This window comes from Saccharothrix texasensis, from assembly GCF_003752005.1.
In the GTDB taxonomy this organism is placed as follows: domain Bacteria; phylum Actinomycetota; class Actinomycetes; order Mycobacteriales; family Pseudonocardiaceae; genus Actinosynnema; species Actinosynnema texasense.
Window position 1 is genome coordinate 258,856 of record NZ_RJKM01000001.1, and the last position, 19,088, is coordinate 277,943.

The 19,088-nt window shown below is 72.9% G+C and carries 18 protein-coding genes; 15 read left to right on the forward strand and 3 right to left on the reverse strand.

Annotated elements, in window-relative coordinates:
- Nucleotides 1-3 precede the first annotated feature (3 nt).
- From EDD40_RS00985 to EDD40_RS01045, 13 genes are read left to right on the forward strand one after another with little or no spacing between them, the layout of a single operon-like run.
- Nucleotides 4-399, forward strand: a complete 396-nt coding sequence (locus EDD40_RS00985; RefSeq protein ID WP_123741209.1) for a carboxymuconolactone decarboxylase family protein — start codon at nucleotides 4-6, stop codon at nucleotides 397-399.
- Nucleotides 400-428: 29 nt separating this feature from the next.
- Nucleotides 429-1,154 carry a DUF2848 family protein gene (locus EDD40_RS00990; protein WP_123741210.1) on the forward strand — a complete coding sequence of 242 codons (726 nt, stop codon included), beginning with the start codon at nucleotides 429-431 and terminating at the stop codon, nucleotides 1,152-1,154.
- A 12-nt stretch (nucleotides 1,155-1,166) separates the two neighbouring features.
- Entirely contained in the window at nucleotides 1,167-1,958 is a 792-nt protein-coding gene (locus EDD40_RS00995; RefSeq protein ID WP_123741211.1) for a maleate cis-trans isomerase family protein, read from the forward strand.
- Complete coding sequence (locus EDD40_RS01000; protein WP_123741212.1) at nucleotides 1,951-2,685, forward strand: SDR family NAD(P)-dependent oxidoreductase; 735 nt, start codon at nucleotides 1,951-1,953, stop codon at nucleotides 2,683-2,685. Before EDD40_RS00995 ends, EDD40_RS01000 begins: the two co-directional genes overlap by 8 nt.
- Nucleotides 2,682-3,782, forward strand: coding sequence for an ABC transporter permease (locus EDD40_RS01005; protein WP_123741213.1), 1,101 nt, complete (start codon nucleotides 2,682-2,684; stop codon nucleotides 3,780-3,782). Before EDD40_RS01000 ends, EDD40_RS01005 begins: the two co-directional genes overlap by 4 nt.
- Nucleotides 3,775-4,617 (forward strand): ABC transporter permease, encoded by an 843-nt coding sequence (locus tag EDD40_RS01010; protein ID WP_123741214.1) that lies wholly within the window; start codon nucleotides 3,775-3,777, stop codon nucleotides 4,615-4,617. The genes EDD40_RS01005 and EDD40_RS01010 overlap by 8 nt, the downstream gene beginning before the upstream one ends.
- Before the next feature lies 1 nt (nucleotide 4,618).
- Nucleotides 4,619-5,440 carry an ABC transporter ATP-binding protein gene (locus tag EDD40_RS01015; protein ID WP_123741215.1) on the forward strand — a complete coding sequence of 274 codons (822 nt, stop codon included), beginning with the start codon at nucleotides 4,619-4,621 and terminating at the stop codon, nucleotides 5,438-5,440.
- Nucleotides 5,437-6,414: an oligopeptide/dipeptide ABC transporter ATP-binding protein gene (locus tag EDD40_RS01020; RefSeq protein WP_123741216.1), complete on the forward strand. Its 978-nt coding sequence runs from the start codon at nucleotides 5,437-5,439 to the stop codon at nucleotides 6,412-6,414. Before EDD40_RS01015 ends, EDD40_RS01020 begins: the two co-directional genes overlap by 4 nt.
- Nucleotides 6,414-7,238: an alpha/beta fold hydrolase gene (locus EDD40_RS01025; RefSeq protein ID WP_123741217.1), complete on the forward strand. Its 825-nt coding sequence runs from the start codon at nucleotides 6,414-6,416 to the stop codon at nucleotides 7,236-7,238. The genes EDD40_RS01020 and EDD40_RS01025 overlap by 1 nt, the downstream gene beginning before the upstream one ends.
- Nucleotides 7,235-8,461, forward strand: coding sequence for a CaiB/BaiF CoA transferase family protein (locus EDD40_RS01030; protein ID WP_123741218.1), 1,227 nt, complete (start codon nucleotides 7,235-7,237; stop codon nucleotides 8,459-8,461). The genes EDD40_RS01025 and EDD40_RS01030 overlap by 4 nt, the downstream gene beginning before the upstream one ends.
- A complete protein-coding gene (locus EDD40_RS01035; protein ID WP_246037315.1) occupies nucleotides 8,458-9,309 on the forward strand; it encodes a cyclase family protein in 852 nt (283 codons plus the stop codon). Before EDD40_RS01030 ends, EDD40_RS01035 begins: the two co-directional genes overlap by 4 nt.
- On the forward strand, nucleotides 9,306-10,718 hold the full coding sequence (locus tag EDD40_RS01040; RefSeq protein WP_123741219.1) for an MmgE/PrpD family protein: 1,413 nt from the start codon (nucleotides 9,306-9,308) through the stop codon (nucleotides 10,716-10,718). The genes EDD40_RS01035 and EDD40_RS01040 overlap by 4 nt, the downstream gene beginning before the upstream one ends.
- A gap of 30 nt (nucleotides 10,719-10,748) precedes the next feature.
- Nucleotides 10,749-12,212, forward strand: a complete 1,464-nt coding sequence (locus EDD40_RS01045) for a dihydroorotase (RefSeq protein ID WP_123747655.1) — start codon at nucleotides 10,749-10,751, stop codon at nucleotides 12,210-12,212.
- Between the two features lie 81 nt (nucleotides 12,213-12,293).
- Here EDD40_RS01045 and EDD40_RS01050 read toward each other — a convergent pair whose 3' ends face one another.
- The 3 genes from EDD40_RS01050 to EDD40_RS01060 form a co-directional block, all read right to left on the reverse strand.
- The gene (locus EDD40_RS01050) at nucleotides 12,294-12,896 is read right to left on the reverse strand and encodes a class F sortase (protein WP_246037317.1); all 603 of its coding nucleotides are present in this window, start codon (nucleotides 12,894-12,896) and stop codon (nucleotides 12,294-12,296) included.
- Nucleotides 12,893-14,005, reverse strand: coding sequence for a vWA domain-containing protein (locus EDD40_RS01055; protein WP_123741220.1), 1,113 nt, complete (start codon nucleotides 14,003-14,005; stop codon nucleotides 12,893-12,895). Before EDD40_RS01055 ends, EDD40_RS01050 begins: the two co-directional genes overlap by 4 nt.
- A gap of 158 nt (nucleotides 14,006-14,163) precedes the next feature.
- A complete protein-coding gene (locus EDD40_RS01060) occupies nucleotides 14,164-15,828 on the reverse strand; it encodes a S8 family serine peptidase (RefSeq protein WP_170184895.1) in 1,665 nt (554 codons plus the stop codon).
- A gap of 190 nt (nucleotides 15,829-16,018) precedes the next feature.
- Here EDD40_RS01060 and EDD40_RS01065 point away from each other — a divergent pair, with 190 nt between their 5' ends.
- Both EDD40_RS01065 and EDD40_RS01070 read left to right on the forward strand, forming a co-directional pair.
- Nucleotides 16,019-16,414 (forward strand): hypothetical protein, encoded by a 396-nt coding sequence (locus EDD40_RS01065; RefSeq protein WP_148088645.1) that lies wholly within the window; start codon nucleotides 16,019-16,021, stop codon nucleotides 16,412-16,414.
- Between the two features lie 342 nt (nucleotides 16,415-16,756).
- Complete coding sequence (locus EDD40_RS01070; RefSeq protein ID WP_123741223.1) at nucleotides 16,757-19,072, forward strand: molybdopterin-dependent oxidoreductase; 2,316 nt, start codon at nucleotides 16,757-16,759, stop codon at nucleotides 19,070-19,072.
- Nucleotides 19,073-19,088 lie beyond the last annotated feature (16 nt).

A 19,088-nucleotide genomic window follows, 5' to 3' on the forward strand; every position in this document is an offset into this window, starting at 1 on the left:
CCGATGACCGACAACACCGCCACCACCACCGAGATCACCGACGAGGAGGCCCTGGCCCGGGTCAAGGCCCGCCGCGGCTACCTGCTGCCGGTGCACGAGCTGATGGCCGAGGTCGACCCGCAGATCCTGCGCAAGTACGACGACCTGGCCTCGGACCTGCTGTTCTCCGACCAGCCACGCGCCCTGGACCTCAAGACGCGCTACCTGGTCCTGGTCGGCATCACCACCGCGGTCAAGGGCGACCCCGACGGCATCGTCTGGAGCGCCAAGCGGGCCGTGCGCGAGGGCGCCACCAGGCGGGAGGTGCTGGAGGCGATCCTGCTCTCGGCGCTGCCCGGCGGCGTGCCCACCGTCGAGGAGGCGACGCACGTGCTCGCCAAGGTCTTCGACGAGTCCTGATCCACGACGGTCGGCGAGGAGGCCGGAGGATGACCACGTTCACGCTGCGGGTGGCCCGGGCCGGGCAGGACGACGGCGAGCTGACCGCGTTGCCCGAACGCGTCTATAACCTGGGCTCGGCCACGGTGGACCCGGCGTCCGCCCTGGCGCACCAGGAGGAGGTCGCGGACGTCGGGGTGCGCATCGCGTTCGACCGGCCCGCACCGCGCGTCTACCCGATGTCGGTCAACTCGGTGACCACGGACGACACCATCGGCGTGCACAGCGGACGCACCTCGGGCGAGGTGGAGCTGGTGCTGGTCGTGCAGGACGGCGAGGTGTACGTCGGCGTCGGGTCCGACCACACCGACCGGGAGCTGGAGCGGCACAGCATCATCTGGGCCAAGCAGTACTGCCCCAGCGTGCTGGGCCGCCGGGTCCGGCCCCTGGCCGACGTCGAGGCCGCCTGGGACCGCCTGGTGCTGGAGTCCGAAGTGGACGGCGAGCTGTACCAGCGCTCGCCCGCTTCCGTCTTCCTGCCGCCGAGGGACGTCATCGCGGCCCTCGGCGCGCGGATCACCGACCTGCCGAAGTCCTACCTGGTGTACTGCGGCACCTACACCAGCCTGGACAAGCGCATCCGCTTCGGCACCAGGTGGACCGCGCGGCTGCGCGACCCCGAGGGCGACAGCCTCGAACTCGACTACGCGGTGGTCGACCTGCTCGCCGAGGTCGAACCGGACCACCGCGTCCCGCTCCGACCGACCGACCAGTAGCCGGGAGAACCCATGTACGGACGCAGGGCCCGTTTGGGCGTCATCGTCCCGTCGACCAACACCACGGTCGAGCCGGAGTTCGCCGCCCACGTCCCCCGGGACGTGGCGGTGCTGGCCACCCGGGTGCCGGTCGCGGAGGTGGCCGCCGAGCAGGACAAGGTCGCCAGCCTGCTGGCGATGCACGACCACGTCGAGCGGGCCGCGGCCGAGCTGGCCGGCGCGGGCGTCGCCGCCATCGCGTTCGCCTGCACCTCGGGCAGCTTCCTCGGGGGCCGCGACCCCGACCAGGTGATGTGCGACGAGCTGACCCGCCGGCACGGCCTTCCCGTGGTGACGACCAGCAGCGCGCTGGTCGCCGCCCTGGCCGCCCTGGCGGCGCGGCGGCTCGCCGTCGCCACCCCCTACGTCACGTCCGTCGCGGACGGTGCGCACTCCTACCTGGTCCAGGCGGGGTTCGACGTGGTGTCCCGCCACGACCTGCGCATCCTGTCCAACCTGGACAAGGGCAGGCTCGAACCGACCGAGTCCTACCTGGCGGCCCGGGAACTGGACGTGACCGACGCCGACGCGGTCGTCATCAGCTGCACGAACTGGCGCACGCTGGACTCGCTGGCGGCGGTCGAGGCCGACACCGGGCGTCCGGCGGTGAGCAGCAACCTCGCCACCCTGTGGGCGTTGCTGCGGCTGGCGGGCGTCGAGGAGCCGTTCAGCCCGGGCACGGCGCTCACCCGCGCCGGGCTGCCCGACGACGCCCGCGCGCAGTGGTCGGCGCGCACCGCGGTGGGGGTGGTGACCGGTGGCTGACGACGCGCACGACCCCGGCCGCGCGCTCGTCGCGCTGGTGACCGGGGCGACCGGCGGCATCGGCACGGCGCTGTGCGCCGAACTGGCCGCGCACGGCTACACCGTGGTCGCGGCCGACCTGGACGGCGGGCGACCGCCCGGCGCGCGGCACGCCGTGACGCTCGACCTGCGCTCCGGCGAGTCCTGCCGGGCCGCGGTCGAGGAGACCACCGAGCGCTGCGGCCGGCTGGACCTGCTGGTGAACAACGCCGGCATCAACGCCCGCGGTCGCACCGAGCACATGCCCGAGGACGTCTGGGGCGGCGTGGTGGACGTCAACCTCAACGGCACGTTCCGGATGTCGCAGGCCGCCTACCCGGCCATGGCCCAGCGGGGCGGCTCGATCGTCAACCTCGCCTCCACCGGCGGCCTGGTCGCCATCGGCGGCTCGGCGGTGTACGGCGTGACGAAGGCGGCGATCGTCCACCTCACGAAGGTCCTGGCCGTCGAGTGGGCGGCGGTGGACATCCGCGTCAACGCCGTGGCGCCCACCATCGTGCCCTCGCCGATGACCGCCGACGTGCTGGACGACGCCGAGTACATGGCGGCGAAGATGGCGACCATCCCGCTCGGGCGGGTCGTCGCTCCCCACGAGGTCGCGGCGGCCGTGCGCTGGCTGGCGTCGACCGACGCGGCGATGGTCACCGGCCACACGATCGCCGTGGACGGCGGGGTGAGCGTGCTGTGAAGACCTCTCCCGACCCCATCGCCGGCGCCGTCGCGGTGACCGGCGCCGCGGGCCCCGGCGCCACCGGGCCGCGCCGCCCGCGCACCCGCCGCCCCGTGCTGCGCTACGTGCTCAAGCGCGTGGCCATCGTCCCCATCTCGCTGTTCGTCCTGGGCAGCGTGTCGTTCGTGCTGGTGTTCTTCATCCCCGGTGAGCCGGCGATCACCATCCTGGGCGACTTCGCCACCCCCGAGCAGGTGGCCCACGTCAACGCCCAGCTCGGGCTGGACAAGCCGCTGTGGGACCGCTACCTGTCCTTCTGGGGCCACCTCCTCCAGGGCGACCTGGGCCGGTCGTTCTTCACCAACGAGCCGGTGCTCGACGAGATCGGGCGGTTCCTGCCGAACACCGTCGAGCTGGTGGCGATGGCGCTGCTGGTCGCGATCTCGCTCGGCCTGGTGATCGGCGTGCTCGGTGCGTACTTCGCCCGCCGCTGGCCGGACCGCGCGATGAGCGGCGTCACGTCCGTCCTGCAGTCGGTGCCGGACTTCTTCCTGGCCCTGGTCGGGATCTACGTGTTCTTCTTCCTGCTCGGCTGGGCGCCGCCGCCGATCGGCCGGCTGCCGGTGGGCGCGAGCGGCGACCAGCCCTCGTTCCTGATCCTCGGCAGCCTGTTCAGCGGCGACTGGGTCACGCTCGGCACGGCGCTCCAGCACGCGGCGCTGCCCGTGCTGTCGCTGGGGCTGGTGTACTCGTCCTACTTCGCCAAGACCGCCCGCGGCAGCATGGGCACGGCGCTGACCACGCCGCAGGTGGAGTTCGCCCGGGCGTGCGGCCTGCGGGAGCGGACGGTGGTCCGCTACGCCTTCCTCGCCTCGCGCACCACCGTGATCACCTACGTCGCGATCCTGTTCGGCTCCCTGCTGGGCGGCGCCGCCATCGTCGAGCGGGTGTTCAACTGGCGCGGCATGGGCCAGTGGGCGCTGGACGGCGTGCTCAAGGTCGACGTCCCGGTGATCCAGGGCTTCGTGGTCACCGCCGGCCTGATGACCCTGACCCTGTTCCTGCTGCTGGACCTCGTCGTCCTGTTCCTCGACCCGCGGGTGAGCTATGAGTGACCGACTCGAGACCCGGACCGGCTCGACCGCCTGGACCTTCGTCCGCGCCAACCCCGGCATCGTGTTCGGCGGCGGTGTGCTGCTGGTCATGCTGCTGGCCGCGTTCTTCGCGCCGCTGCCGTACGGGCCGACCACCCCCGACCCGTCGAACGTGCTGCGGACGCCCTCGGCCGACCACGTCTTCGGCACCGACGCCAACGGCTTCGACGTGTTCTCCCGGGTCGTGGCCGCCGGCCGCAGCGACCTCCCGCTGGCGCTGTCGGGCACCCTGGCCTCGCTGGTGCTGGGTCTGCTGATCGGCCTCCCGCTGAGCACGAAGAGCCGCTACAGCGAGGGGTTCATGCGGGCCCTGGACGCCTTCCAGTCGTTCCCGCTGATCGTGCTGTCGGTGACCATCGTGTCGCTGACCGGCAACAACATCCAGAACATCGTCTACGCCATCGTCATCATCAACGGGCCGCGCTTCATCCGCCTCATCCGCGGCGAGGCGCTGGCCATCCGCGACGGCAGGTTCATCGAGGCCGCCGTCGCGACGGGCGCGCGACCGCGGCGCATCGTGTTCCGGCACATCATGCCCAACGTGGTGGACGTGTGCCTGGTGCAGTGCTCGCTCACCGCGGCCAACGCGGTCATCGTGATCGCGGCGCTCAACTTCCTCGGCATCGGCGTGTCACCGCCCGACCCCACGTGGGGCTCGATGGTGCAGATCGGCGCGCAGGGCATCGCCACCGGCCAGTGGTGGGTGGCCATGTTCCCGGGGATCGCGATCTTCATCGCCATCGGCAGCCTCAACGTGCTGGCCAACGGCATCCAGCGCCGGGTGGAGGGGAGCTGACGTGCTCAAGGTTTCCGGACTCACGACGGAGTTCCGCGGCCGGGGCCGCACGGTCCGCGCCGTGCGGGACATCTCGCTCGAAGTGCCCGGCGGCACCGCGGTCGGTGTGGTCGGCGAGACCGGCTCGGGGAAGTCGGTGACGATCCGCTCGGTCCTGGGCCTGCTGCCCTCCTACGGCCGGGTCGTCGCGGGCCGGGCCGAGTTCGAGGGCCTCGACCTGATCACGGCGACGCGCAAGCAGCTGCGGCAGGTCCGGGGCGGGCGCATCGGGTTCGTCGCGCAGAACCCGTTCGGCTCGCTCAACCCGGTGCTGTCGATCGAGAAGCAGTTCGCCAACGTCGTCCGGGCGCACCGGAAGATGAGCCGTTCGGACATCCGGGACCTGGCCCTGGCGCGGCTGGAGTCGGTCCAGGTCCGCGGTTCCGAGCGGGTGCTGCGCGGCTACGCCCACGAGCTGTCCGGCGGCATGGCGCAGCGCGTGGTCATCGCGCTGGCCATGGTGCACGACCCGCCGCTGGTGATCGCGGACGAGCCGACCACGGCGCTGGACGTCACGGTGCAGCGCCAGATCCTGGACCTCATCCAGGCGCAGGTCTCGGCCGGGAACCGGTCGCTGCTGCTGGTCACGCACGACCTCGGGGTCGTGGCCCAGTACTGCCAGGAGGTCGTGGTGATGAAGTCGGGGCAGGTCGTGGAGAGCGGGCCGGTCGCCAGGGTGTTCGGCGAACCCGCCCACGACTACACGCGGCAGCTGCTGGCGGCGGTGCCGCCGGCCCCCTGGGAGTCGGCGCGGGCGGCGCGCGAGGAGGTGACGGGCGCATGAGCCTCATGGAACTGACCGACATCCGGCACGTGTTCCGCCGTGGCGGCAAGGAGGTGCACGCCGTCAACGGCGTCTCGCTCACCGTCGAGCCGGGCGAGACCGTCGCCGTGATCGGCGAGAGCGGTTCGGGCAAGTCGACGCTGGGCCGCATCGCCCTGGGCCTGATCACGCCGTCCGAGGGGCGGGTGAGCTTCGACGGCCGGGTGCTGAGCTCGCTGCGCAGGCCCGAGATGCGGGCGCTGCGCTCGAAGCTGCAGGTGGTGTTCCAGGAGCCCTACGAGTCGCTCAACCCGCGGATCAAGGTGGGTGACATCGTCGCCGAGCCGCTGATCGTGCACGCCGGCGGGCTGAACCGGAAGCAGCGGCGCGACAAGGTGGTGGCGATGCTGGAGCGGGTCGGCCTGACCGCGGAGCACGCCGAGCGCCTGCCCCGCAACCTCAGCGGCGGCCAGCAGCAGCGCATCGGCATCGCCCGCGCGATCATCACCGAGCCCAGGCTGGTGGTGCTCGACGAGCCGACGTCCTCGTTGGACGTCTCCGTCCGGGCCCGCGTGCTGGACCTGCTGCGCGACCTCCAGCGGGAGAAGGGCATCTCCTACGTGTTCATCTCCCACGACCTGGCCACGGTCGGCCTGATCAGCGACCGCGTCGCGGTGATGTACCTCGGCCAGGTGGTGGAGCAGGGCCGCACGGCCGACGTGCTGGGCAACCCGAAGCACCCCTACACCAAGGCGTTGATGTCGGCGACGCTGAGCACGGTGGTCGGCGAGATCCGCGAGCACGTGCCGCTGCGCGGCGAGATCCCCAACCCGTCGCAGGCGCCGACCACCTGCGTGCTCAGCGGCCGGTGCCCGATCGAGATCGCGGACTGCTCGAAGGGCGTCGTGCTGCCGAGGGCGGTGGCGCCGCTGCACGAGGTGGCGTGCCTGCGCGCCGAGCGCAGCGACGAGCTGATCCCCGCCGAGGGCGTGTGATGGGCGCCGGCTACCTGCGCGCGCCGTGGGGCCTGCTGCACTACCGGTGCGGGGGAGACGAGCCGCTCGCCGGGCAACTGGAGCGCGGCCTGCCGCTGCTGCTGATGTTCCACCAGAGCCCGCTGTCGTCCCGGCGCTACCGGCCCGCGCTCGACGGGCTGGCGCGGTCCTGCGTGCCGGTCGCCGTGGACACGCCGGGCTACGGCTCCTCCGAGGCGGGGCGCGGCGTCTGGGACGTCGACCGGTACGCGGACGTGGCCTGGTTCGTCGCCGACCACCTGGGGGTGCGCCGGCCCTGGCTGTTCGGACGTGCCACCGGCGCGGTGTTCGCCCTGCACGCGGCGGCGCGCCGACCCGGCCGCGCGGCCGGGGTGGTGCTGCACGGCGTCCCGGTCTACACCGAGCGGGAGAAGGCCGACCGGCTGGCGACGTTCGCCCCGCCGTGGGCCCCGGACGAGGACGGGGACCACCTGCGGTGGATCTGGGACCGGGTGCGGGGCGAGTACCCGTGGGCCGACGTCGGGCTGCTGACCGCGCTGGTGCGCGACTACCTCGACGCGGGCGCGGACTTCGCCCGGTCCTACCGGGCCGTCTGGCGGCACGACCTGCACGACTCCGCCCGCCGGGCCGGACCGGTGGACCTGCTGCTCTCGGGTTCCGCCGACCGGATCGCCGCCATGCACGAGCGGTCGGTCGCGGCGATCGGCCACCGGCGCGCGGTGGTCCTGCCCGGGGCCACCGACTTCCTCGCCGAGCAGGAGCCGGACAGGTTCCGCGCGGTGCTCGCCGACACGATCGACCAGAAGAGGGTGACCACCGGATGACCCGCGACCTGCCATCCCCGACACCGCCGTCCGGGCCGCTCACCGGCCTGCGGGTGATCGACGCCTCGACCATCCTGGCCGGCCCGCTGTGCTGCCGGCTGCTGGGCGACCACGGAGCCGACGTGATCAAGGTCGAGCACCCGGTGCGGGGCGACGGGATGCGCGGCCACGGGCCGGCCAAGGACGGCGAACCCCTGTGGTGGAAGGAGATCTCGCGCAACAAGAAGGCCGTCGCGGCATCGCTGTCCACCCGGGAGGGCGCGGAGGTCCTGCTCCGCCTCGTGGAGCGCTCCGACGTGCTGGTGGAGAACTTCCGCCCGGGCACCCTGGAACGCTGGGGCCTCGGCCCGGACGTGCTGTGGGAGCGCAACCCCCGGCTCGTCGTCGTCCGGGTCACCGGGTTCGGGCAGACCGGCCCGTACGCGCACCGGGCCGGGTTCGGCACGCTCGCCGAGGCCATGAGCGGCTTCGCGCACCTGACCGGACCGGCCGACGCGCCGCCGACGCTGCCCGCGTTCGGCCTGGCCGACTCGATCTGCGGCATCGCCGCGGCGGCGGCCACCGCGATGGCGCTGTACGAGCGGGACGCGGGCGGCGGCGGTGTCGGCCAGGTGATCGACATGAACCTGCTGACCCCGCTGATGACCGCCGTCGGACCCGGTCCGACCGTCTACGACCAGCTCGGCGTCGTCGGCGCCCGGAACGGCAACCGCTCGGCGAACAACGCGCCGCGCAACACCTACCTGACCTCCGACGGCAAGTGGGTCGCGGTCTCCACCAGCGCGCAGAGCATCGCGGAACGGGTCCTGCGGCTCGTCGGCCACCCGGAGGTGATCGACGAGCCCTGGTTCGCCACCGGAGCCGGCCGCGTCCAGCACGTCGACCTGCTCGACGAGCACGTCGGGTCCTGGATCGCCGAGCACACCCGGGACGAGGTCCTGGCCCGGTTCGACGAGGCCGGCGCGGCGGTCGCGCCGATCTACGACGCCGCGGACGTCGTCGCCGACGAGCACGTGAGGAAGACGCGGATGCTGACCACCGTCAAGGACGACGAACTGGGGGACGTCCTCATGCACAACGTGATGTGGGGGATGTCCCGGACCCCGGGCGCCATCCGGCACACCGGCCGGGCGAAGGGCGCGGACACCCGTGCCGTGCTGACCGACCTGGGCTACGCCCCCGACGAGATCGACCGGATGACCGAGCGGGGCGTGATCGCGTGACCGCCCTCGACGCACCCGCCGTCGCCGGCTGGCTGACCGGCGCCCTCGGCGGCGGGGTCGAGGTCTTCGACCTCGGCCGCCCCCTGTACCGGGGCATGCCGCAGTCGCCGAACCACCCGCCGTACTGGCACACCCTGCCCCGCAGGCACGGTGACGCGGTGCGCGCGGACGGCGGCTCGGCCGCGGCCGACCACATCTCGCTCGGCACCCACGTGGGCACGCACGTCGACGCGTTCTCCCACGTCTCGCACGACGGGCGGCTCTTCGGGGGCGTCGACGCGGCCGAGGCCCAGCGGGGCGGCTCGATGAGCGCGCACGGCGCGGAGACCATCGAGCCCATGTTCCGGCGGGGCGTGCTGCTCGACGTGCCCGGGGCACTGGGGCTGCCGACGTGCGAGCCCGGCTACGAGATCACCCCGGACGACCTCGACCTGACCGTCCGGCGCCAGGGCGTGGACGTGCGCGACGGTGACGTGGTGCTGCTGCGCAGCGGCTGGGGCGCGCGCTTCGGCCAGGGCGGCCCGGCCGAGTACATCGGGCACGACTCGGGCGTGCCGGGCATCGGCGAGGCTGGTGCGCGCTGGCTGGCCGAACGCCGCGTGCACGCCGCGGGCGCGGACACCATCGCCTTCGAGTGCCTGCCCCCGGGCCGGGGGCACAGCCTGCTGCCCGCGCACCGCGTGCTGCTGGTGGAGCACGGCACCTACATCATCGAGACCCTCGACCTGGAGCGGATCGCCGCCGCCGCGGTCCACGAGTTCCTGTTCGTCCTGTCCCCGCTCAAGCTCGTGGGCGCCACGGGCTCCCCGGTCCGCCCACTGGCCGTGACCCCGAAGGCGGCGTCGTGACCGATCAGACCCTCAGCGCCGTCCTGGCCGAGTTCGCCGTCCGGCCGGGACCGTTGCCCTCGGAGGTGACCGCGAGCGTCCGGGACCGGGTGCTCGACGTCCTCGGCCTGTGCGTCGGCGCGCGACAGCTCGACACGAGCGCGGCGGCCATCGCCTACGTCCTGGAACAGGGCGGGACGGGCCAGGCCCACGTCGTCGGCGAGGAGCAGCGGGTACCGGCCGCGCTGGCGGCGCTGGCCAACGGCGTCCTGGCCCACTCGCTGGACTACGACGACACCCACCTGCCCTCGGTGCTGCACCCGAGCGCCTCGGTGGTGCCGGCCGCGCTGGCCGCCGCGGAAGCGGTGCGCGCGGACGGGCCGGCGCTGCTCGCCGCCGTCGCGGTCGGGCTGGAGGTGTGCGTCCGGCTCGGCATGGCCGGCTACGACCACGCCACCAACAACTCGGTGTACTTCGAGCACGGGCAGCACGCCACCTCGATCTGCGGCGCGATCGGCAGCGCGGTGGCCGCCGCGGTCCTGTACGGGCTGGACGCCGCGGGTGTCGCGCACGCGATCGGCGTGTCCGCGTCGATGTCCTCCGGCGTGATCGAGGCCAACCGCACCGGCGGCACGGTCAAGCGGCTGCACTGCGGCTGGGCCGCCCACGCCGGGGTCAGCGCCGCGCAGCTGGTGCGCCACGGGTTCACCGGTCCGCCGACGGTGCTGGAGGGCAGGTTCGGGTTCTTCGAGGCGTTCCTGCACGGCCGGTTCGACGCCGACGCGCTCACCGACGGGCTGGGCGAGAAGTGGGAGGTGCCGAGGATCTTCTTCAAGCCCTACCCCGCCAACCACTTCACCCACACCATCGTGGACGCCGGGCGCGCGCTGCGGGAGCAGGGCGTGGACCCCGACGAGGTCGAGTCGCTGGTGATCGGCGTGCCCGAGCCGGTGGTGCGCACCGTCGGCGAGCCGATCGGCCGCAAGCGCGCGCCGAGCACCCCTTACGAGGCGCAGTTCAGCGGGCCCTACGCGGTGTCCATCGGCCTGCTCGGCGGCTCCGGCCTCGGCGCCTCGCTCGCCGACTACGCGCCCGACCGGCTGGACGAACCCCGCCGCAGGCGGCTGATGGCGTGCGCGGACGTGGTCGCCGACGAGGAGTGCACGGCGATCTTCCCGCACCAGTTCCCGGCCGTGGTGCGGGCGCGCACCCGCGACGGTCGCGAGTGGACGGCGAAGGTGCCGGCCAACCGGGGTGGCCCGGACAACCCGCTGACCGTCGAAGAGCTGCGCGCGAAGTTCCGGGACAACGCGCGGGAGCTGCTCGACGAGGACGCGGTGCGCGCGGTGGAGGAAGGCGTGGCGCGGCTGCCCGACGGCTTCCCGCCGCACGAGCTGCTCGCCCTCACCCGCGTCCGACCGGGCGCTTGATCAATGGTCGACACCGAGAAGGAGCACGCAATGGCGAACTACGACCTCATCCTGCACGACGTCGACCTCGTCCGGCCGGGCGTGGAAGGGGTCCGGCGCACCTCCATCGGCGTGCGGGACGGGAAGGTCGCCGCGATCTCACCCGACCTGGACACCGCGGACGCCGACGAGGTCGTGGACGGCGGCGGCCGGCTCGCCTTCCCCGGCGTGGTCGACGCCCACCAGCACTGGGGCATCTACAACGAGCTGGGCGCGGACGCCGCGTCGGAGAGCCGCGCCTGCGCGCAGGGCGGGGTGACGACGGCCCTGACCTACATGAGGACCGGCCAGTACTACCTCAACAAGGGCGGCGACTACGCCACCTTCTTCCCGGAGGTGCTGGAGACCACGCGGGGCCGCGCGCACGTCGACTACGGGTTCCACCTGGCGCCGATGATGCGCGGGCACATCGACGAGATCCCCGAGCTGGTCGAGACGTTCGGCGTGTCGTCGTTCAAGGTGTTCATGTTCTACGGCTCGCACGGCCTGCACGGGAAGTCGGACGACCAGAGCTCGTTCCTGATGATCCCGGAAGGGGAGCGCTACGACTACGCGCACTTCGAGTTCGTGATGCGCGGCATCCAGGCCGCCCGCGAGCGGTTCCCGGAGCGCGCGGACGAGATCTCGCTGTCGCTGCACTGCGAGACCGCGGAGATCATGACCGCCTACACCGAGCTGGTGGAGAAGGAGGGCGTGCTGACCGGGTTGGAGGCCTACTCGGCGTCGCGCCCCCCGCACTCCGAGGGCCTGGCCATCTCGATCGCCTCCTACCTCGCGCACGAGACCGGGCTGACCAACATCAACCTGCTGCACCTGACCTCGCGCAAGGCGGTCGACGCCGCGTTGCGGATGGCGCGGGCGTTCCCGCACATCGACTTCCGGCGCGAGGTGACCATCGGCCACCTGCTGGCGGACTTCCGCACGGCTCACGGCCTGGGCGGCAAGGTGAACCCGCCGCTGCGCGACCGCGACGACGTGGACGCGTTGTGGGAGTACGTGGCCGACGGCACGATCGACTGGGTGGTCAGCGACCACGCCTGCTGCCGGGACGAGACGAAGTTCGGCGACCCGCGCGACGACGTGTTCGTCGCCAAGTCCGGCTTCGGGGGCACGGAGTACCTCCTGGCGGGCCTGGTCACCGAGGGGTCGCGGCGCGGTCTGCCGCTGCACCGCGTGGCGGAGCTGGCGTCGGCCAACCCGGCCAGGCGCTACGGCCTGCGCGCCAAGGGCGACCTCGACATCGGCTACGACGCCGACATCGCCCTGGTCGACCCCGACCACCACTGGGTGGTGCGGGCGGCGGACTCGGAGTCGACCCAGGAGTACACGCCCTTCGAGGGTTTCGAACTGACCGCGAGGGTGACGGACACCTTCCTCCGCGGCCACCGGGTCCTGGAGGACGGCAAGGTGGTGGGCGACCCCGCGGGCCGCTACCTGCCCCGCCCGACCACCTGACGGCGAGATCCCCGCATCAGGTGACGACAGCTCGTCGGAACCGGGGCGGCACGGGTTTCCCGGCCGCCCCGGCCACCGTTCTCAGTCGAGGTCGGCGTAGGCGATGACGTTGTCCCGGTAGTCGCCGGTGGCGGGGTCGAACGCGCCGCCGCAGGTGATCAGGCGCAGTTGCGGTGTGGTGGTCTCGCCGTAGACGGCGTCGGTGGGGAAGTGGTCCTTGGCGACGCGGTCGACCCGGCTGATGGTGAAGCTGACCGTGGTCTGGTCGTGGCGGGTGACCTCGACGCGGTCGCCGGGGCTCAGCGTCGCGAGGTCGTGGAAGATGCCGGGTCGGCCGTGGCCGTCGACGTGGCCGAGCAGGACGGCGGGGCCGGGGTCGCCGGGTGCGGGGCCGTGCTTGTACCAGCCGGCCTGGAGGGGCTGCTCCAGCGGCGGGACCTCGGCGGTGCCGTCGGCGTTGAGGCCGAGCGGGATGAGGCTGGAGCGGGCGCCGAGGGCTCGGATGCGCACCTCGACCGGTGCGGCGGCGGACACCTGCGGTGGTGCCGCGGTGGCGGGTTGCCCGGCAGCCTGCCCGGTGGGGCCGCCGTCGCCGGGTGACCGGAGCAGGGCCGTGGCGAGCAGGCCCGCGATCAGCAGCGCGGCCGCGGCCGCGGCGATGACCGCGCGGTTGCGGGCGGTCACGGCGCCGCCGTCCCGCCACCGGTGTCCACGCCGCCGCGCGGGATGACGCTGACCTGGCGGTTGCCGGGCAGCGCCGCCGTCGGTGGCGGGCCGCCGGGGCTGGTCGGGGTGGTGCTCGTGGGGCTGGTGGTCGGGGTGGTGCTGGGCGCGGGTTCGAGGATGATCACGTTGGTGCAGTCGGTGACCTTCCCCGCCCCGGCGTAGTCGGTGCCGTGGGCGGTGACGCACAAGGGGTGGTTGCCCACGTCCAGCGGCGGGGTCTCGACGGTGTAGCGGACCTGGCGGGGACCCGGCTGCGGCAGGGCCGGGGTGATGTCGGTGATCGGCAGCTCCGGGCCGCCGTCCACGGTCAGCGTCAGGCGTTGCAGCTCGGAGGGGAACAGCGTCCCCAACGCGGTCGGCAGGTCGCGGATGTCGGGCGCCTGGACGCAGGCGCCGCCGGTGGCGTCCGCCATGCGCTTGAGGCTGCGCGGGCCGCTGCTGCAGGTGGCGTCCGGGCCGAAGGCCACGGTGTGGATGTCCACCCGCTCGGGCACCGCGGCCAGCGCGCCCTCGAAGTTCTCCAGGGTGTGGTTGTCGCGCCCGTCGGACAGGAAGATCATGATCGACCGCGGTTCGGTCGTCGCGTTCGCGACCTCGGTGCCCACCCTGAGCCCTGCGGTGAAGTTGGTGCTGCCGTCCTGCCAGGGCAGGGCCGCCAGCACGTCGTGGAACCGCGGCCCCGCCGCGGGACCGGTCCAGGCGGCCTGCGCCGCGGTGGAGAACGCGACCAGGCCGGTCGCGCCCACCCCCAGGTACGGCTGCTGCGCCACCTGCCGGTGGAACTCGCCGACGGCCTGCTTCTCGGCGTCCCACCCCCTCTGGGTGAGGCTGCCGGAGCTGTCGAGCACGTACACCAGCGACGTCGTCGGCGTCGCCGCCTTCGTGCCGATCGACGCCGTGCCGACCACCGTGGTGGTGCCCTTGGGGATCACCGTGTCGGGTAACGGCGTCTCGACGTCCACCGCGATCCCGATCCCGCCGGGCAGGGTGCCGTCCACGGCACCCGCCGGCACACCGCCGGCCAGCACCAGCGCGGCGGCGGCCAGCCCGGCTCCGAGCCTTCTCATCCGTCATGTCCTCACGTCGTGGGAGTTGCCCTCCTCCAACGAGCGCTCGGAGTACGCGGATATCGTCCGAACGGGTTCGATCACCGGCGGTCGGCACTGGGCCGCCCGGCCGCGAACCGCGGGCCCGGTCGTCCCGGGCCCGCGGTTCGCGGGCGACGTCAGAGGAAGTCGCCGCCTCGGGTCACGGCGCCGTAGGCGTCCACGATGCCGTGCCCGTAGAAGCCGTTGAACGCGGTGTCGCCCACGCAGGTCGCGGTGAACTCGGCCGACCTGCCCACGTTCTCGTAGGACACGGTCCGCGGCTCGGGGCACGCCCGCGGGATGGCCGTGCCGTACAGCACCGCCTCGACCTGGTCCGGTGACATGGTCAGCGTGCCGGGGTGCGCCCGGTCCCGCTTGCCGAACTGGCTGACCACCAGCGCGGCCACGCCCGAGGCGTGGGGCGCGGCCATCGACGTGCCCTGCGAGTAGCGGTAGAAGCCGCAGGTGGTGGCGTCGCAGTACTTGGCCACCCCGGCCGCTTCGCCCTTGGCGGTGATGGTGCCGTCGGCGTCGATGTCACCCGCGGCCAGCGCCACGTTGCGCGGGTAGGCGGACCGGATCTGGTTCTCGTTCGTCCGGTACCAGTCCGTGCCGAACCCGTCGCGGAAGTAGCCGCCGGGCGCGGACAGGGCGGTCTGCTCGACGCCGTAGTTGGAGTAGTCGGCCTTGCCGGTCGACGGGCCGAGCGCGGAGATCGAGATGACGTGGTCGCCCTCGGTGGGGAGGTTGAGGCACGTGGTGTTGTCGATCGGGCGCGGGTAGGCGGCGCCCGGCGGGTAGTTCGGGCTGGCCGCGTCGGTGCGCGGGTTGCCCTGGTCCTCGTGGTTGTTGCCGCCCGCGCCGATCAGCGTCACGCCCTTGCCGTGGGCGTAGTTCAGCGCGCGTTGGACGGCGGCGATCGTGGTCCGCTGGGCGATCTGCGCCTCGGGGCTGTCGGCCGGGTTGGCCGTGCAGTTCATGTACCAGGGGTCGACGAAGAACGACATGTTGATCACGTCGAGGCCGATGTCGGCGCCGTAGGTCAGCGCGTCCACCACCGGCTGGAGGAAGAAGAAGCCGGAGTCCTGGCCGCCGCGGATGTTGACCAGTGACACGTTCGGCGCGACACCGGACACGCCGAAGCCGTTGGCCGCCGCGCCGATGGTGCCCGCGACGTGCGTGCCGTGGCCGCCGTCGTCGTGGTCGGCGGGGTCGACGCAGCCGCGGAACTCGCACGGCCCGTCCAGCTCGTCGCCGTTGGTGTCGTTCGGGATGTCGATGGTGAAGTTGCGGGACAGCGCGCGGTTGAAGTTGGGCGCGATGTCGGGGTGCGTGCCGTCCACGCCGGTGTCCAGCACGCCGACGTAGACCCGCCGGTCACCGGCCTGCCGGACGCGGGCGATGTCGGAGCGCACCAGGCGCAGGCCCCACAGGGCGTCGTCGAGGGGGTCCAGGCCGGCCGCGGTCGTCCTGGGCGCGGTCGGGGCCTTGGGGTTGGCCGCGGCGCCGACGTGCTCGTTCTCGACGTCGTGCCACTCGCGGGTCTGCCTGCTGCCGGTCCCGGGCGCCTGCCCGATCGGCCGCACCGGTGCCGCGCCGAACACCGCGTCGGCGGCGGTGACGCGCTGGACGAACCCGGCGGCCGGCGCCTTCACGGTCAGCGTGCCGACCGCGTCGTTCTCGGCGGTGACCCGTCCGCCGGCGGCGCGGACGGCGGCACGTGCGGCCTGGGTCGACGCGCCGGCCTCCACCAGCACGGTGTAGTCGGTGTCCTGCGGCTGGGCTGTGGCGGGCTGGGTCATGGCCACGACCACGACCAGCGCCCCGGCCGCGGAGAGTGCGCGCCGGGTTAATCGTCTAGGTCTCAAGGGGGTGTCTCCTCCTACCGGACGGATTGCGTCGCGACACCCTGTCACAGCGAACCCCCGGCAGACAGGAGTCATTCGTCGGAACCCGCCCGGTCGCCGCGGCTCGACGCCCGTGCACGACTGCATGCCTCGCACGCCCACCTGCCGGCGCCGTTCGGGCAAGGCAGTCGACCTGCGAGAGCGCAAGGGCCTCGACAACGGGCACTTCTCCGCCGCGATGCGCGACATCCCAGCCACCGCCACACCGCCCGCGCGCTGTTCGGCGCCCGGGACCACTACCCGGTCTCGCCGCGCCGGGCTCACCGCCGGCTCGCTGGCCCACCACCGTTGCGACGACTCCTACGGCGACCTCAGCGCGCACACCCGAGCCGCCACGCTGCGCTTCAGCAGCACCGACTGCCGCGCGACCACCATCGATCCGGCCGTGTTCTGGCGCGACGTCCTCGAAGCGTTCATCCTGCTCGGCAACTTCGGTGGCACGTCGAGGCATGAGGGGGAGCGGTTCGGGGGCGCCGTCTGATCGGGTGGTGTCGCGGCCCCCCGCTCGCGCCCGGGCGTTGTGCCGGCGCCGTGGGCTCACCGACCGGGGAGAGCACCGCACCGGGCGAAGAGACCCGCGGCGGCTCGCGTCGCCCCTCGCCCGGCTGGGGACGGTCGGGTGCCGCTGGCGGACCTGCTCGACGTCGTCTTCTCCCTTGCCCTGGTCAGGGCTACCGTGGGTGGCCACGTCGCCCGCCACGATCCGCACCGCACGGCACACCGGACGACGTGGGCGGCAGGCTCCCGCTGCGGCGCACCACCCTCGCGGAGCGAGCACCCGGCGCCAGGATCAAGGACACGTCAGAGGCGGAGTTGGTGCAGCATGGAACGACGCATGCCGGTGGCGACGCACTGGGGCAGTTTCGACGCCGTCGTCGATTCCGGCCGGTTGGTGCGGATCGAGCCGAGACCCGATGATCCCGATCCCTCGCCCATCGGCCCCGGGATGGTGGCAGCCGCCGAGGACGGCGCCCGCGTGTTACGCCCCGCGGTGCGCAGGGGCTGGCTGAACGGCGAGCCTCGCGCCCGCGGCGCGGCCAGGGGCGCGGACGCCTTCGTCGAGGTGAGCTGGGACCAGGCGATCACGCTGGTGAGCGAGGAACTCCGTCGCGTTCGCGCACAGCACGGGGACAGCGCGGTGTTCGGCGGGTCCTACGGGTGGGCGAGTGCCGGCAGGTTCCACAACGCGCAGGGGCAGCTCCAGCGGTTCCTGTCGCTGGGCGGGGGGTACACCGACTCGCGCAACACCTACAGCACCGCGGCGCTGGAGGTCATCCTCCCCCACGTGATCGGCGGTCATCCGTGGAGCTACCAGAGCCGGATGCCGATGTGGGACGAGATCGCCGAGAACTGCGAGCTGGTGGTGGCGTTCGGCGGGCTGGCACTCAAGAACAGCCAGATCAACCCCGGAGGGCTGGCCAGGCACCAGACGCGGGACCTGCAACGCCGGTGCCACGAGGCCGGGGTGCGGTTCGTGAACGTCAGCCCCATCCGCAGCGATGTCGCGGGCTTCCTCGACGCCGAGTGGCTGCCGGTCGTCCCCAACACCGACACCGCCGCGATGCTCGGCATCGCCCACACGATGCTGGTCAACGGGTGGCACGACGAGGACTTCCTCCGCCGGTGCTGCGTCGGGTTCGACCGCTTCGCCCCCTACCTGCTCGGCGAGGTCGACGGCGTCGTGAAGGACGCCGCCTGGGCGGCGGAGATCACGGGCATCGGTCGCGACGCGATCACCGACCTCGCCCGCCGCCTCGCCACCCGGCGTTCCCTCATCATGGTCAACTACGCGGTGCAACGGGCGGACCACGGCGAACAGCCGATCTGGATGTCCGTCGTGCTGGCCGCCATGGCGGGCTCGATGGGTCGGCCCGGCTGCGGGTGGGGGGCGGGGTACGCGACGATGGACGCGACGGGCGTCGCCCCGGGCCGGCCTTTCGTGGCCGCGATGCCGGCGGCGCCCAACCCGGTTCCGGACTTCATCCCCGTCGCGAGGATCGCCGACGCCCTGCTGCACCCGGGCGAGGTCATCGACTACGACGGCGAACGCCTCACGCTGCCCGAGCTCCGCTTGATCTACTGGTGCGGGGGCAACCCGTTCCACCACCACCAGGACCTCCACCGGTTGGCCCGTGCCTGGCAGGTCCCCGACACGGTCGTGGTCCACGAAGCCTGGTGGAACACGACGGCCAAGTTCGCCGACATCGTCCTCCCGGTCGCGACCACCCTGGAACGCGACGACTTCGCCGCCGGGTTCTCCGACCCCCACCTCGTCGCGATGCCGAAGGTCCGCGACCCGGCGGGCGAGTCGCGCACCGATCACCGCATCTTCGCCGCCCTGGCCTCCAGGCTCGGATTCGAGCGGGAGTTCACCGAGTCGCGCTCCGAGTCCGACTGGGTCCGGCACCTCTACGAGCAGACGAGGGCCGGGCTCGGCGGCGATGCCGCCCTGCCCGGCTTCGACGACTTCTGGCGCGCCACCACCGCCGAGCTGCCGGCGTTGACGGGACCGTTCCCCGGCAGTTTCGACGACCTCCGCTCGGACCCGGGGCGCTTCCCCCTGTCGACGCCGTCGGGGCGGATCGAGGTCTTCTCGGCGGAGATCGACTCGTTCGGCTACGACGACTGCGCCGGGCACCCGAAGTGGTTCGAACCGGTGGAGTGGCTCCGCGCCGACCTGTCGGACCGGTTCCCGCTGCACCTGATCTCGAACCAGCCCGCCTCGCGCCTGCACAGCCAGTACGACAACGGTGGCCACAGCCTCAGCTCGAAGATCAGCGGTCGTGAGCCCGTGACGATCAACCCGTCGGACGCCGCGGCACGGGGCATCGAGAGCGGCATGGTCGTGCGCGTCCACAACGACCGGGGCAGCTGCCTCGCGGGCGCGGTCCTGTCGGACGACCTCATGCCGGGCGTCGTGCAACTGTCCACGGGAGCGTGGTGGGACCCGGTCCGACCGGGGCTGAGCGGGACACTGGACCGCCACGGCAACCCGAACGCCCTCACCGCGGATCGCCCGTGCTCGCGCCTGTCCCAGGGGCCGAGTGCGCTCAGCGCGCTGGTCGACGTCGAGCCCTACGACGGCCCCCTTCCCGAGGTGCTCGCCTTCGCGCCGCCGAACCTGGCGCCGCCCGGCTGACGCCCGCCGCCGAGAT